General features: G+C 66.1%; 13 protein-coding genes. 5 read left to right on the forward strand and 8 right to left on the reverse strand.

The annotated features are described in order from the left end of the window. Window positions 1-124 precede the first annotated feature (124 nt). Window positions 125-952 carry a helix-turn-helix transcriptional regulator gene (locus tag ACQR2C_RS07680; RefSeq protein ID WP_316180939.1) on the reverse strand — a complete coding sequence of 276 codons (828 nt, stop codon included), beginning with the start codon at window positions 950-952 and terminating at the stop codon, window positions 125-127. A gap of 91 nt (window positions 953-1,043) precedes the next feature. Between ACQR2C_RS07680 and ACQR2C_RS07685 the strand changes: the two genes are divergently transcribed. Then, window positions 1,044-1,946: an SDR family oxidoreductase gene (locus tag ACQR2C_RS07685; protein WP_434880854.1), complete on the forward strand. Its 903-nt coding sequence runs from the start codon at window positions 1,044-1,046 to the stop codon at window positions 1,944-1,946. Window positions 1,947-2,008: 62 nt separating this feature from the next. Here the strand turns inward: ACQR2C_RS07685 and ACQR2C_RS07690 are convergent, their stop codons facing one another. After that, window positions 2,009-2,587, reverse strand: coding sequence for a TetR/AcrR family transcriptional regulator (locus ACQR2C_RS07690; RefSeq protein WP_315800311.1), 579 nt, complete (start codon window positions 2,585-2,587; stop codon window positions 2,009-2,011). A 93-nt stretch (window positions 2,588-2,680) separates the two neighbouring features. Between ACQR2C_RS07690 and ACQR2C_RS07695 the strand changes: the two genes are divergently transcribed. From ACQR2C_RS07695 to ACQR2C_RS07705, 3 genes are read left to right on the forward strand one after another with little or no spacing between them, the layout of a single operon-like run. Next, on the forward strand, window positions 2,681-3,499 hold the full coding sequence (locus tag ACQR2C_RS07695; protein ID WP_315800310.1) for an SDR family NAD(P)-dependent oxidoreductase: 819 nt from the start codon (window positions 2,681-2,683) through the stop codon (window positions 3,497-3,499). A 33-nt stretch (window positions 3,500-3,532) separates the two neighbouring features. After that, window positions 3,533-4,654: a 4Fe-4S binding protein gene (locus ACQR2C_RS07700; RefSeq protein ID WP_434880855.1), complete on the forward strand. Its 1,122-nt coding sequence runs from the start codon at window positions 3,533-3,535 to the stop codon at window positions 4,652-4,654. A 2-nt stretch (window positions 4,655-4,656) separates the two neighbouring features. After that, the gene (locus ACQR2C_RS07705; protein ID WP_434880856.1) at window positions 4,657-4,830 is read left to right on the forward strand and encodes an SCP2 sterol-binding domain-containing protein; all 174 of its coding nucleotides are present in this window, start codon (window positions 4,657-4,659) and stop codon (window positions 4,828-4,830) included. A 120-nt stretch (window positions 4,831-4,950) separates the two neighbouring features. Here the strand turns inward: ACQR2C_RS07705 and ACQR2C_RS07710 are convergent, their stop codons facing one another. From ACQR2C_RS07710 to ACQR2C_RS07725, 4 genes are all read right to left on the reverse strand, one after another. Beyond that, entirely contained in the window at window positions 4,951-5,535 is a 585-nt protein-coding gene (locus tag ACQR2C_RS07710) for a hypothetical protein (protein WP_434872899.1), read from the reverse strand. A gap of 913 nt (window positions 5,536-6,448) precedes the next feature. Beyond that, the gene (gene alr, locus ACQR2C_RS07715; protein ID WP_316180929.1) at window positions 6,449-7,633 is read right to left on the reverse strand and encodes an alanine racemase; all 1,185 of its coding nucleotides are present in this window, start codon (window positions 7,631-7,633) and stop codon (window positions 6,449-6,451) included. A gap of 45 nt (window positions 7,634-7,678) precedes the next feature. After that, window positions 7,679-9,187, reverse strand: coding sequence for a replicative DNA helicase (locus ACQR2C_RS07720; RefSeq protein WP_315755750.1), 1,509 nt, complete (start codon window positions 9,185-9,187; stop codon window positions 7,679-7,681). Between the two features lie 635 nt (window positions 9,188-9,822). Beyond that, window positions 9,823-11,073, reverse strand: a complete 1,251-nt coding sequence (locus ACQR2C_RS07725; RefSeq protein WP_315800306.1) for a cyclopropane-fatty-acyl-phospholipid synthase family protein — start codon at window positions 11,071-11,073, stop codon at window positions 9,823-9,825. 428 nt (window positions 11,074-11,501) lie between these two features. Here ACQR2C_RS07725 and ACQR2C_RS07730 point away from each other — a divergent pair, with 428 nt between their 5' ends. After that, window positions 11,502-12,266 carry a hypothetical protein gene (locus ACQR2C_RS07730; protein WP_316180925.1) on the forward strand — a complete coding sequence of 255 codons (765 nt, stop codon included), beginning with the start codon at window positions 11,502-11,504 and terminating at the stop codon, window positions 12,264-12,266. Between the two features lie 60 nt (window positions 12,267-12,326). Here ACQR2C_RS07730 and rplI read toward each other — a convergent pair whose 3' ends face one another. Both rplI and ACQR2C_RS07740 read right to left on the reverse strand, forming a co-directional pair. Further along, on the reverse strand, window positions 12,327-12,920 hold the full coding sequence (gene rplI, locus ACQR2C_RS07735) for a 50S ribosomal protein L9 (RefSeq protein WP_315800304.1): 594 nt from the start codon (window positions 12,918-12,920) through the stop codon (window positions 12,327-12,329). Window positions 12,921-12,968: 48 nt separating this feature from the next. Beyond that, window positions 12,969-13,919, reverse strand: coding sequence for a hypothetical protein (locus ACQR2C_RS07740; RefSeq protein WP_316215638.1), 951 nt, complete (start codon window positions 13,917-13,919; stop codon window positions 12,969-12,971). Window positions 13,920-14,013 lie beyond the last annotated feature (94 nt).

The following is a 14,013-nucleotide window of genomic DNA, read 5'->3' on the forward strand; positions in this document are numbered from 1 at the left end:
CCAAGCTCGCAATCGCCTTTTGGTTCACGCTGCAGCATCGATGCAGCCAAGGCTGCCTATGAAAGCCCGGCCCATCAGGCAGCCACGCGCTTCTCGGCGGCGCGAGTCGAGAGGGCGCACGTGTCTATTTAGGTCGCGACGTCACCAGCGCGCGGATCTTGTCCGCATCCTCCGGCGTCGCGGGATTGTAGATCACCATGGTGAGGTCGGGCCGGCCATCGACGGCGAAGCCCGAGAATTCCAGCGAGAGCGGCCCGGCGACGGGATGGTGCAGGACCTTCACGCCATCGCCATGCCGCCCTTGCACATCATTGTCGCGCCACATCGCCGCGAAGTCCGGGCTGGTCGCGCAGAGCTCGTCGACCAGCGATTGGACATTGCGGGCCGCGCCGGCGCGCGCCACGTCGGCGCGGAAGGACGCGACCACATAGCGCGCCACGGCCTGCCAGTTGGACTGTGCGGCGCGGACGCGGCTGTCGTGGAACATCATGCGCAGAACGTTGCGCTGGCCCTCGGGCAGGGTGCTGTAGTCGGTGAGAACGACCGTGGCGGCCCTGTTCCAGGCGACGATGTCCCATGTCGCCGTGCGAACGAAGGCGGGGCTGTAGTCCAGCGTGTCGAGCACGCGTTGCAGGCGGGGGGAGATGCCGTCGATGGCGTGATAGCGGGCTTCGGGCGGCCGGCCGAGACCGAGCAGGAACAGATGCTCGCGCTCGACGTCGGTCAGCATCATGGCGCGCGCGATGCGGTCCAGCACGTCGGCGGAGGGCGCGCCGCCGCGCCCTTGCTCCAGCCAGGTGTACCAGGTGGCGCTCACATTGGCGCGTTGCGCCACCTCTTCGCGCCGCAGCCCCGGCGTTCGCCGCCGCTGCAGCGGCAGGCCGAACGCGGTCGGATCGAGCTTGGCGCGGCGATCCCGGAGATAGGTCCCGAGCGAGTTGCTGTCCGTCATCCTGTTAGCGATTATACCCGTATAATGTCACGACTTTACCCGCATGAGCAGCGTAGCAATATCCCGGCGATCTGAACAGGGAGTGTGTCTCATGCGTGTCTTCGTCACCGGCGCCGCCGGCTTCATCGGCTCCGAAACCACCAAAGAGCTGATCGCTGCCGGGCATCAGGTCATCGGCCTCGCGCGCTCCGAAGAGAACGTCCGCACGCTCGAGCAACTGGGCGCGCAGGTTCATCGCGGATCGCTGCAGGACCTCGACAGCCTCAAGCGCGGCGCGAAGGACGCCGACGGCGTGATCCATCTGGCCTTCATCCATGACTTCGCGAAGTTCGCGGAGAACGGAGCGATCGACAAGGCCGCCATCGAAGCCATGGGCGAGGTGCTGGTGGGCACGAACAAGCCGTTCATTGTCACCTCCGGAACGGGGCTCGTGGCGGCCAATGTGGTGGTCACCGAAGACATGCGGCGCGAGTCCAGCGCGCATGTCCCGCGCGTGTCCGAGCAGACGGGTCTCGCCTATGCGTCGCGTGGCGTGCGCGCGATGGTGATCCGCCTGCCGCAGGTGCACGGCGCACCAGGAAAGGCCGGGCTGATCTCCTATCTGGTCGAGCTCGCGCGACAGAAGGGCCGCGCCGCCTATGTCGGCGAAGGCACCGAGCGCTGGGCGGCGGCGCATCGATCGGATGTCGTCCGCCTCTACCGGCTTGCCCTGGAGAAGGGCATTGCAGACGCGATCTATCACGCCGTTGGCGAGGAGGGCGTCCCCATGCGCGAGGTCATCGAGGTGGTCGGCCGCGCGCTGAACGTGCCGGTCGTGTCGATCAGAAAGGAGGAGGCTGGTGACTACTACGGGCCGCTGGCGATGTTCGCGGGCCTGGACATGCCGGCCTCCAGCACCCTGACACAGCAGCGCCTCGGCTGGACGCCCGAGGGCATCGGCCTGATCGCCGACATCGGCCAGCCGGACTACTTCAAGCCGAGCTCTCGGAGTTGAAGGATTGCCTGGAGCGGATCGTCTCAAATTTCATGCTTGTCACCGGAGTTGCGCAGTCGAGTTCAATCCGTTGCAAGCGCCGCCGTCGCGGCCGCGATGACTTCGTCCTGTAGCGGCGAGGCGCCGAGCGCGCGGGCCATGACGACAGTACCGATCAGCATCGTCAGTGTGCGGATCGCTTCCGCGCGCGCGTCATGCTCTGCAACGCCGCGCGCAATCAGGCCGGCTGCAACGCGCGTGATCAACTGCTCGGCGCCGACGGTGAATTCCGTGCCGAGCACGTCCGGCATCCGCCCGGCGTCGGCACCGAAGCCCGCCGCGGGACAGCCCATCCCGGGATGGGCGATGTGCTCGCGCGACAGGTAGCGCGCCACGTAGGCGGCGAGCGCCGCTTCGGCGCCGCCTGTGTCCATGTCGCGGTCGATGCCGCCGGCCATCGCGGCGAAGGCGTGCCGCGTGGCGGCAGCGAGCATGTCGTTCTTCGACGCGAAGTGCCGGTAGAAGCCACCCTGCGTCATGCCGGCGGCGGCCATCACGTCAGCGATGCTGGCCCCCGCGACTCCGCGCTCGCGCAGCAGGCGCGCCGCCGTATCGACGATTTTCGCTTTGCTCTCAGCGGTTTGTTCCCTGGTCTTGCGCATGTGATCGAACCTGTCTCGTGTCGCTTGACAATTTAGCGGTCGTTCGACATCTTTGCAATTAGAGTTCGATCGAAATCTAAATAGGAGCTGACCATGACCAGCCCATCCCTGCGTCCCCTGACCGAGGCCGAGCGCCTCCGCCGGGCCTATGGCACCTATGCGGTCGTGACCGGCGCCTCCGATGGGATCGGCCGCGCGGTGGCTATGCGGCTGGCGGAGGCCGGCTTCGGCCTCGTACTGGTCGCGCGGCGCCGCGCCGTGCTGGAGGCGCTCGCCGCCGAGCTCGAACCGCGCACGCCCATCCGCCCGGTCGTGATCACAGCCGATCTCTCGGTGCCGGACGATGTCGACCGGATCGCGCAAGAGACCGCTGATATCGATGTCGGCCTGCTGGTCGCGGCCGCCGGCTTCGGCACTTCGGGGCCGTTCGTCGACGGCGATCTCGCAGCCGAGCTGAACATGATCGACGTCAATTGCCGCGCGCTGGCGCAGCTCACGCATCTGTTCGGGCGCCGCTTCGCCGCGCGCCGGCGCGGCGGCATCGTGCTGATGAGCTCGCTCGTCGCCTTCCAGGGCGTGGCGCGCGTCGCCAACTACGCGGCGACCAAGGCCTTCGTGCAGAGTCTCGCCGAAGGTCTCGCGCCGGAGCTCAAGCCGTTCGGCGTCGACGTGCTGGCCTCGGCGCCGGGGCCGGTGATGAGCGGCTTCGGCCAGCGCGCCCACATGACAATCCGCAGCGGCCAGACACCGGACGAGGTCGCCGTCGGCACGCTCAACATGCTCGGACGTCGCACCACGGTGCGGCCCGGCTTCCTCGCCAAGGCCCTGGAGGCGAGCCTGATGCTGCTGCCGCGCTCGGCCCGTGCCGCGATGCTGGCACGCGTGATGGCCGGCATGACGCAGGCGGCGTGAGCCGATCCTTCCCGAAGCCCGGAGTGCGCTGCCATGATGACCGACACGCCGTCCCCCGTCGCCGTCCCATCGCCTCCGCCGTCGCGGCTTTCGGCATCGGAACTGCTCGATCTTGCGCGCACCTGCGGCGCCGATGATTGCGGCCTTGCCTCGATCGACGATCCCAGCCTTGCCGAGGATCGGCCGCATATTCTCGCAGCCTTTCCCAAGACGCGCACGCTCTTGGTGCTGGTCGGACGGATGCATCGCGAGCCGGTCCGCTCGCCGGCGCGCTCGGTCGCCAATCTCGAATTTCACCGGTCGGGCGACCACATCGACGAGGTCGCGCGCGGCATCGTCCGCGTGCTGGAGGACCGCGGCATCCGCGCGCTCAATCCGGCGATGGCGTTTCCGATGGAGATGGACCGTTTTCCGGAGCGCGGCTGGATCGTGTCGCACAAGCGCGCCGCCGAGGCCGCCGGGCTCGGCCGCATGGGTATCCATCGCAGCGTCATCCATCCGCGCTTCGGCAGCTTCATCCTGCTCGGCACGGTGTTGATCGCTGCCGAGGTCGATGCGGTCGCTGCTCCGCTCGACCACAATCCATGCCTCGAATGCAAGCTGTGCGTCGCCGCCTGTCCGGTCGGGGCGATCAAGCCCGACGGAGCCTTCGACTTCTCCGCCTGCCTCACCCACAATTATCAGCAATTCATGGGCGGCTTCGTCAACTTCGTCGAGGACATCGCCGAGTCGCGCTCGGCCAACGATCTCCGCAGCCGCGTGAGCTACGCCGAGACGGTGACGCGCTGGCAGAGCCTGTCCTACGGGCCGAACTACAACGCCGCCTATTGCCTCGCCGTCTGCCCCGCCGGCCACGACGTCATCGGCCCCTATCTCGCCGACCGCAAGCAGCACGTCGCAGACGTGCTGGAGCCGCTGACGCGCAGGACCGAGCCGGTCTATGTCGTGCCCGGCAGCGACGCCGCCGACTACGTCGCGCGGCGCTTTCAGCACAAGACGATCCGCTTCGTGCGGGCGAGCGTCCGTGCGACCTCGATCCGCGGCTTCCTAGACGGCATGCGCCTTACCTTCCAGCCGGGCAAGTCCAAGGGCCTGACGGCGATCTATCACTTCACCTTCACGGGCGCAGAGCCGGCCGAGGCCACCGTCACCTGACCGTGCAGCCGGGCCATGTCGGCAAGGCCGACCTCCGCATCACCGCCGACGCCAAGGCGTGGCTGCGCTTCCTCGCCAAGGAGATCTCGGTCGCACGCCTGGTCCTCACCCGCTCGCTGCGGCTGAAAGGCCCGGTCCGCCTGATGGCGGCGTTCGGCAAGTGCTTTCCGTCGTAGCGTGAGCCGGGACTCAGGCCGTTTTGGCGCAGGGGGAGTTTTACGCGCTGTCACTAAACTCTCGAGTCAAACCCTCGTCGGCTCGACCTTGCCTGCGAAGGGCGGACTATGAAGCGGCTATTAACCAATAGGTCGGCTCTGCATACATTCGATAAACTCGTCGAGATTCATAAGGCAGAGTTGAAGCGTCCGCACATTGTTTTCCCAGATCGGAACGCCCGCCTCGGCTTTACTTTGAATGGGCACTCCCTCGATGGTGGCAGCTTTCTGATATCTCCGAGTTTGAGCAGCGACAGCGTTGATCATTCCAATCGCTTGAAGGAGAATAGCTCCCGCGTCTTCCAACAGATACAGCTGATCTGTCTTACTCATAAGTGTGGCGGACACCTCAACTGCAACGTCATAGATCGAGCCGTGCTCGATAATTGTCTCGATTTCACCCTTAAGAACAAGAACGTCTGCAAACAGCAGAAGTGCGAGTCCATCGCCGCGCAACTTCTTCTCCGCGGCACGTTCAGCTGCTTCGGTGCGCGCCGGTATCGTTGCCGAGTAGTAGACCACCAAGAGGGCGATACCCGCAACCAAAGCTTGGGCCCAAGCCGCGAGACCCGTGCTGTCATTCCAGTTATCAATCTTGATGCTGAAGAGCGGGCCCCACAGGCCTAGCCAAACAGTTATCATGGCGCTCAAAACGAGCGCCGCCACCGTTGGCAATCCCGGGAGACGAGGTGTCATAAGTGTAGATTGCAAACAGAACACTTTTTTTGTCCAGGACATTGTTACAAGAAATTTTAGCAAGAAATGGCGAAAACCACAGGTTGCCGACGATCCTGAGCCGTTAGGCGGCGATCTTCATCGTGATCCTAAGGCAGACAATCGAGCCGCCTGCGCCGAAGCACGAAATATTCCTGCGATCTCAACGCGACTCATCCTGTCCAGTCCTCCCGCGAAAAATATTCGACTTCCGTTTATCAGAAAATCATGATTGTATGTTGTCGTCCCGCCTCGACACGAGGGGCGTATCGCGATCGTCATGACACGCGGGGTGGGATGTGGTGGGCGCTTCGGGTCGCAGCATGGCTTGACGTCGTGCGGACGAACGGCACTGGGCGCACGTCGAAGACGTATGGTCCTGGCATCTCGACGCTGATGCTACGCTGGCGGTGATGATCCGCCGGTCACGGGGGCAAGACAGCCGATCCCCGGGGAGAGTACGCATAAGGCGTAAAGCCATCGCGCAGGGAATGCCGGTTGACCGGCTGGACCTGTGGTTCCTGCCGCCTGCATTTTTTTCGCAGGCGGGCCATGGGTTGCGGCCAGCACCCGGCATTCCCTGCGCCCTCGTTGTTGAAGAGGGCGAAATCGAGATGCAAGCCTCGGGCGTTATAGGCCGCGAGAACGAAAGCTCATGTCAGAACGCCGCTGCAAGTGCCCCGAGCTGGATCAGCGCGCGCGATCGCAATTTTGCGTGCGTTATCCATCAGCCCGTCATTGCGAGCGCAGCGACGCAATCCAGAGTCCCGCACACCACCCTGGATTGCTTCGCTGCGCTCGCAATGACGGCGTGGAGGCAGCAGTGCGTCCTACTACTGTATCCGGTGGCTGCTGCGTCCGACGATCAGCTCTCCGCGGGCGTCGCGCCGCCCTTGTAGATCCGGTGATAGCGCCGGCCGAGATTGGTCAGGACCTCGTAGCCGATGGTGCCGAAATGATGCGCCAGCTCGTCGACGGTGATGCCTTCGCCGAGCAAAGTGGCGAAGTGGCCGCGGCGGGCGGCCTTCGGCGGCAGGTCGGTGACATCGACCGCGATCAAATCCATCGAGATGCGCCCTGCGATCGGGCAGCGCTGGCCGGCAATGATGACGTCGGCGCCGCGGGTGCCGTCATTGGACGAGGCGGCGCGGAAGTAGCCGTCGGCGTAGCCGGCGGAGAGGATCGCCAGCCTGGTCGGCCGGCGCGCGCTCCAGGTGCCGCCATAGCCGACCGTGTCGCCGCGCGCGAGGTCGCGCAGCTGCACGATGCGCGCCTTGATCTCGGCGACCGGCTGCATCGGGTTGTCGGCCTCGGGCGTGGGATTGACGCCATAGAGCGCCGCGCCGGGACGCACCATGTCGAACTGGAAGGCGGCACCGAGGAAGATGCCGGAGGAGGCGGCAAGCGCGGCGGGCACGCCGGTGAACACGCTGGCGACCTCGCGGAACGCAGTGAGCTGGCGCGCGTTCGACGGGCTGTTGATCTGCTCGGCCGACGCAAGATGGCTCATCACCAGCGTGATGCCATGGTCGCCGCTCTGGATGCGCGGGATCATGCTCTGCGCATCGATCAGGCTGAGGCCGAGCCGGTTCATGCCGGTGTCGACATGGATGGCGGCGCCACCCTTCCAGCCGGTGCGGCGGCAGAACATGTCCCATTCGGCGAGCTCGTTGAGATCGCCGATGACAGGGCGGCAGTTGATGGCGGCGTAGTCGTCGCCGGTGTTCTGGAAGAACCCGTCGAGCACGTAGAGCGCGGCCGAGTCGGGCAGGGCGGCGCGGGCGACCTTTGCCTCGGCGAGGGTTGCGACGAAGAAGGTCTTGCAGCCCGCGGCCGCGAGCGTGCGCGCCACCTGGGGAATGCCGCAGCCATAGGCGTCGGCCTTGATGACGCCGGCACATTCGGCCGGCACTGCGGTCTTTTCCAGCTTGCGCCAATTGGCGGCGAGCGCGTCGAGATCGATGGTCAGCACGCCGGTGGCGCTGGCCGGGACAGCGTCATCGACCGCCGAGACAGGCTGTTCGGCGGGTTTCTGTTCGGGAACACTCATGGGGCGCTTTTACGCGCCACGGCGTCACGGTTCAACCGCGTCAGGTCAATAGTCGTGATGCTGCGGCGGCAGACCGTCATGCGCGAGATCGCCGAACCGGGTGACCGAGGCGTCGAAGTGCAGCTCGACCGTGCCGGTCGGGCCGTGACGCTGCTTGCCGATGATCACCTCGGCCTTGCCGAGCGCCAGATCCATTTCCATCTGCCACTTCTGGTGCTCCTCGGTGCCGGGGCGCGGCTCCTTGGCGGCGAGGTAGTACTCGCCGCGATACACAAACAGCACCACGTCGGCGTCCTGCTCGATCGAGCCGGATTCACGCAGGTCCGACAGTTGCGGCCGCTTGTCCTCGCGGTTCTCGACCTGGCGCGACAGCTGCGACAGCGCGATGATGGGAACGCTGAGCTCCTTGGCCAGCGCCTTCAGGCTGGTGGTGATCTCGGTGATTTCCTGGACGCGGTTGTCGTTGCCGCGCTTGCCCGAGCCCGACAGCAGCTGGATGTAGTCGATCACCAGGAGGTCGAGGCCCTTCTGGCGCTTGAGGCGGCGGGCGCGCGCCATCACCTGCGCGATCGAGATGCCGCCGGTTTCGTCGACATAGAACGGCAGCGACTGCAGCTCGATCGAGCACTCGCGCAGCTTCTCGAAATCGGCCTCGGTAATGCCGCCGCGGCGGATGTGGCTGGAGGGAATGCCGGAGCGCTCGGCGATGATACGGGTGGCGAGCTGCTCGCCGCTCATTTCGCACGAGAAGAACCCGACGACGCCGCCCTGGGCGGCGCGATAGGTGCCGTCGGGCTGCAATTCGGGAACATAGGCCTGGGCGACGTTATAGGCGATGTTGGTCGCGAGCGAGGTCTTCCCCATGCCGGGACGGCCGGCGAGGATGATCAAGTCCGAATGCTGCAGGCCGCCCATCTTGGCGTCGAGATCGCGCAGGCCGGTGGAGATGCCGGACAGCTTGCCGTCGCGCTGAAACGCCTTGGCGGCCATGTCGAGCGCGGTCGTCAGCGCCTGCGAGAATTTCTGGAAGCCACCGTCGTAGCGGCCGGACTCGGCGAGCTCGTACAGCCTTCGCTCGGCGTCCTCGATCTGGTTGCGCGGCGCGAAGTCGACCGGCGCGTCATAGGCGACGTTGACCATGTCCTCGCCGATGCCGATCAGGTCGCGGCGCAACGACAGGTCGTAGATGGTGCGGCCATAGTCCTGGGCGTTGATGATCGTGGTCGCCTCGGCCGCGAGCCGCGCCAGATATTGCCCGACCGTCATGCCGCCGATGTCGACGTCGGCCGGCAGGAACGTCTTCAAGGTCACGGGCGTCGCGACCTTGCCCATCCGGATCAGGCTCGACGCGGTCTCGAACACGGTCTGATGCAGCGGCTCGAAGAAATGCTTCGGCTCCAGGAAGTCCGAGACGCGATAGAACGCGTCGTTGTTGACCAGTATCGCGCCGAGCAGACCCTGTTCCGCCTCGATGTTGTGAGGAGCGCTGCGATAGGCCGGCGTCGCTGCGTCAGCCGGCGCCAGCTTGTGAACGTTCGAATCGGTGAGTGCCATGACCGCGTGTTTAGCAGCTTTGAAGGGGAGGGGATAAAGCGCCAGTCGCGCGCGAAGCGGAAGCGAAAGCTGAGCGCAATTCACCGTCTGGTAAATCTGGTGGATGAATCCGGACTCGCCAGATGCCGCGCTTGACGGAACCGACAGGACTCAAGGCCGCGCGAGCGCGAGCGACATGCCGGTGCACTCAACCGGCGCGATCGTTCGACATGTCCGCGAGGCGGGAACGAGAGTCGGTACGGCGGGGCGTGCGCCCGCGCGCGGTTCTGCGCGGCGCGTCAGACCAGCAGCAGATAGAGCAGGGCGATCAGGGATGCTCCCACGCCCGCGGCGATCAGCGCGTAGTCGGTGCTGAAGTCGGTCTGGGGTTCCAACATGGCTCTGGCGGGGCTCTGGGACACGCCGGGACACTACGGCCGGGCTTACCCGGGGTCTGTGAGCCAGTTCACAGACCGCACGATTTGTTTGAAAATTTGAGTCGGATGGGCATGATCTCACGCTTGGGACGCGATCCGTTATCTACGCATCTCAAGATTGAAGTCGGGCCCGCGGCGCGGCCGCGCGAATCCGGGCGTCCGTCTCTGCAGGACCATTGCACTGACGCCGCCTTCCGCCTTCGTCGCGGGCCGCGCGCGCTACTCACCCGCCATCTGCAGCGCCGGGCGGCTGCCGCGCTCGCGCGCCCGCAGCCGCGTCTCCTCGCGGTGGACGTAGTCACGCGTCATCGGCACGACGCCCTGGCGCTTCGTCAGCTGGATCTGGACATTCATCAGGTTCTGCTTGCGGAACCCCATTTCCGCGGCCGCCAGGTAGAACTCCCACATCCGCGCGAAGCGCTCGTCATAGAGCTGCACGGCCTCGTCGCGCCGGGCCATGAAGCGTTCACGCCACGCCTTCAGGGTCTCCGCGTAGTGCAGGCGCAGGATCTCGATGTCGCAGACGAGGAGCCCGGCGCGCTCGATCGCCGGCAGAACCTCCGAGAGGGCTGGGACGTAGCCGCCGGGGAAGATGTATTTGGCGATCCAGGGGTTGGTCGCATCAGGGCCCTCGGAGCGTCCGATCGAATGCAGCAGCATGACGCCGTCGTCCGCGAGCAGCTCGGCGCAGCGGCGAAAGAAGGTGTCGTAGAAGGCGACCCCGACATGCTCGAACATGCCGACCGAGACGATGCGCTCGAACGTACCTGGCACGTCGCGGTAATCCTGCAGCAGGAAGCGGGCGGCATGGGACAGGTGCCGTTCGGCCGCGCGGGCCTCGGCGACCTGCAACTGCTCGGCCGACAAGGTCACGCCGGTGACGTCGGCATCACACATCTCAGCCAGGTAGAGTCCGAGCCCGCCCCAGCCGCAGCCGATGTCGAGGATGCGATGGCGGCGGCGGATCAGCAGCTTGGCCGCCAGATGACGTTTCTTGGCGAGCTGGGCATCGTCCAGCGTCGCATCCGGCGTCTCGAAATAGGCGCAGGAATATTGCCGGTCGGCATCGAGGAACAGCGAATACAGCCGCCCGTCGAGATCGTAATGATGGGCGACGTTGCGGCGCGCGCGTGCCCGGATGTTGAGCTGGTGCAGGTGCCGGACGAGGTAGCGCAGCCACCATTGCGTCTTGGCCCAGTCGGGCACCGCGGCCGGCTGGCTCATCACGATCGACAGCAGATCCGCGATCGATCCTCGTTCGACGACGAACGAGCCGTCCATATAGACCTCGCCGAGCGCGAGCTCGGGATTGGCCAGAATCCGGCGTTCGGCTTCACGAGTCAGAAATCGTGCCGCCACGGGGACACCGGTTCCATCCCCGCAGCTGAACGACGTGCCGCTGGCCGTCGTAAAGCTGATCGACCCACGGCAAATGAAGCCACTCAACAGACTTCGCAGCAAACGGTCCATCCACACCACCCAACGAGCTATTCCCGTGAGTTGCTGACTTTCCCGGCCGTCGCACTCGACGCGTTGAGAACCGATTGGTTCCCAATCATCACGTTGTTATGTTACCCAGCGGGCACACGCCGATGCCACTGCCATGAACACAAAGCCGATATTCAGAACGGTCATTGTCATTGATCGATGGACATCTCGGCGCAGGAACATCTGTGCGCTTTCATTCGCTCCGCAATCCGTTAAAAAGGCCGCGGCCGCCGGCCTTTTGGCCGGTGTCCGGCATCTGACCGCCGGACGAGGTCTGAAGGGATCGCCGTCGACGGCGTGGAGCGACCGCAATGTCCGCTGTCACGTTCGGCTGATAGCGAGAGGAAACACGGCAGCGGATGTCGCGCGGGGCGGCGCCGTGTGGGCGAAACCATAGCTGGAGAATGAGAATGGTGGGCCGAGCGCTCAATTTGGCGGCGGTGGTGGCGGTGTTCTGCATGGGCTTTGCGGGGGCCGCCGTTGCGCAGGAAAATCTCGATGCGGGCAAGAGTCCTGCGCAGATCTTCAACGGGACCTGCGTGGTCTGCCACAAGTCGCCGCGCGGTCTGGCCAAGAACACCTCGGCCGGCTCGCTGCCCGGGTTTCTGCGCCAGCATTACACGACGAGCCCCGAGATGGCCGGCGTGCTCGCCAATTACCTGATTGCGAACGGCGCCGCTGATGCGCGATCCACGGGCCATTCCGGCAAGGAGACGCGGTCCGAGCGTCGCGCCCGGTCGGCCACCACCGAGCCGTCCGAGGCGAAGCCGGCCACCGCTGACGATGCGGCCGAGCCGCGTCGTCGGGGTCATCATTCCAGGCGCTCCGCGCCGGCCGAGGCCAAGCCCGATGCGGCAGCGGAGCCCGCGGCTGCACCGGCCGACGGCGAGGGCAGTGCGCCCGCAAAGAAGGGCCGGCTCGGCAAGCGCAAGAAGCCGGCCCAGGAGGGCGCGGCCGCGGATGAGACGCGCAGCGAGCCGACCGGTGCGACCCAGCCGTCGCCGTCGCGCGAGGACAGCGCCGCCGGCTCCGAGCCGCCGCGGGTTGAGCCGGCAAGATCGAGCGACGCCGCCCCGGCGCTGCGCGCCGATCCGGTCCCGCCGGTGACGCCGGCGCCGGCCACGACCCAGTCGGTGCCGTCGGATCCCTCGGTTCCGTCCTCGCCCTCGCGGTGAGACGGCAATAAAAAAGCCCGGCTCGTTGAGCCGGGCTTTTCCGCAGATGGGCTGGCGCGCTTACTGCTGCGCAGGCTCGCCGGCAGCGCCCTCGTCCTGGGCCTCCGGATCGAAGAACTCGCCGGCGGCCGCGATCGCTTCGGCGGCGGCGTCGCGGTCCTCCTGGCGGGTCGAGATGTCCTCGCCGCGCTTGATGCGCTCGGCCTCGTCGGCGCTGCGGGCGACCGTCACGGTCACCGAGGTCTCGACCTCCGGATGGATCGCGATGGTGATCGTCTGCTTGCCGATCGTCTTGATCGGGGCGTCGAGCCAGACCTGCGGCCGGCTGACGGTGATGCCGTCGGCGGCGAGGGCGGCGACGATGTCGCGCACCGAGACCGAGCCGAACAGCTGGCCGGATTCGGAGGCCTGGCGGATGATGACGATGTCGCGGCCGTCGATCTTCTCGGCGACCTTGGACGCCTCGCCCTTGGCCTTGATGTTGTTGGCCTCGAGCTCGGCCTTCATGCCCTCATACTTGGCCTTGTTCTCGGCGGTGGCCCGCAGTGCCTTCTTGCGCTTGAGCAGGAAGTTGCGGGCGAACCCGTCCTTGACCTTCACGATCTCGCCCATCTGGCCGAGCTTGGCGACACGTTCCAGCAGAATGACTTCCATCGATGTTCTCCTTTAAGATGTTTGAAGCGGTTGGTTGAGGTGAAGCTTCTACGGCACCGGCAACGGCGGCGGCTGCCGCGGGCCGAAGCGGTGGCGGAGGTCGAAGGCGGCGTCGGCGAGGCCGAGGACGATCATCGCCAGCATCGGGATCGGCCAGATGAAGGTCAGCATCAGCGCGTAGGCGAGGCCGAGCCAGAGCGGCCGGGTGCGCAGCGGCAGGGTCAGCGTATGCAGGACCGCGAAGCCGGTGAGCGCATAGGCGGTCAGCAGCGCTGCGGCGGCGATTCGCGCGAGCATGCCGATCAGCCCGCCCGGGAAGCAGAAGGCGATGATCGCAAACAGCGCCGGCAGCGTCATCAGCGGCAGCTTGGTGTCGCGCAGGCGTGGCCATGGGCGCATCAGCCGGCCGGAGATCGCCGTGATCTTTGCAGCCGCCAGGACGTTGAGCGACAGGATCGTGGTCATGATCACCGCGGCCATGGGCGGCGCCATGAAGACCAGGAGCTCGATCAGCCGGGGAATGTCGACCGCGTCGGTCGACGCGACGGTATTGCCGAGCACGCGTGACAGCAGCCGCCTGAGACCCTGATTGGTGGCCGTCATGTCGGTGCCGAAGGAGAATGCGGCAATCAGCGCGGCGATCACCGCGATCCACAGCAGGATGTTGCCGGGCGGATACCATTCGATGCCATCCTGGCCGGATGGGCTGGTCGTCGGCCGGCCGAGCAGGACGAGGTGGCCGAGCCACCAGGCCGGCAGCGTCACCGAGACGGCAAAGGCGAGCGCGCGATCGAAGCCGAAGATGGCCAGCACGCAAGCGGTTGCCACAAGACCGCCGATGACAGCGCAAAGCCGGCCCCAGGCGATTGCGGCGACCAGCAGCGGCACGGGCGCGAGCAGCGCAAGCACGAGCGCCGTCATTACGCCCGACGCCGTCGAGGCGAACATGACGGCGGAGGCAGCGCCTGCTGCGAGCGCGATGAGAAGCGTTCCGATCATCAGCTGTCCCGCTCCCTTCGAGCGGTTAGAGGCGCCTTCGCCCCAACCATCGGCGACCGGACGACCCGGAAGCCTTATGAGAATTCAACGGAAG

The sequence above is a fragment of the Bradyrhizobium sp. HKCCYLRH3061 genome (assembly GCF_051168015.1).
Classification (GTDB): Bacteria; Pseudomonadota; Alphaproteobacteria; order Rhizobiales; family Xanthobacteraceae; genus Bradyrhizobium.

Coding starts and splice junctions, on each gene's coding strand:
- alr (WP_316180929.1), bottom strand. CDS start 7,633: ATGAGTGTTCCCGAACAGAAACCCGCCGAACAGCCTGTCTCGGCGGTC.
- ACQR2C_RS07720 (WP_315755750.1), bottom strand. CDS start 9,187: ATGGCACTCACCGATTCGAACGTTCACAAGCTGGCGCCGGCTGACGCA.
- ACQR2C_RS07695 (WP_315800310.1), top strand. CDS start 2,681: ATGACCAGCCCATCCCTGCGTCCCCTGACCGAGGCCGAGCGCCTCCGC.
- ACQR2C_RS07685 (WP_434880854.1), top strand. CDS start 1,044: ATGCGTGTCTTCGTCACCGGCGCCGCCGGCTTCATCGGCTCCGAAACC.
- ACQR2C_RS07700 (WP_434880855.1), top strand. CDS start 3,533: ATGATGACCGACACGCCGTCCCCCGTCGCCGTCCCATCGCCTCCGCCG.
- ACQR2C_RS07680 (WP_316180939.1), bottom strand. CDS start 952: ATGACGGACAGCAACTCGCTCGGGACCTATCTCCGGGATCGCCGCGCC.
- ACQR2C_RS07725 (WP_315800306.1), bottom strand. CDS start 11,073: ATGGACCGTTTGCTGCGAAGTCTGTTGAGTGGCTTCATTTGCCGTGGG.
- rplI (WP_315800304.1), bottom strand. CDS start 12,920: ATGGAAGTCATTCTGCTGGAACGTGTCGCCAAGCTCGGCCAGATGGGC.
- ACQR2C_RS07690 (WP_315800311.1), bottom strand. CDS start 2,587: ATGCGCAAGACCAGGGAACAAACCGCTGAGAGCAAAGCGAAAATCGTC.
- ACQR2C_RS07740 (WP_316215638.1), bottom strand. CDS start 13,919: ATGATCGGAACGCTTCTCATCGCGCTCGCAGCAGGCGCTGCCTCCGCC.
- ACQR2C_RS07730 (WP_316180925.1), top strand. CDS start 11,502: ATGGTGGGCCGAGCGCTCAATTTGGCGGCGGTGGTGGCGGTGTTCTGC.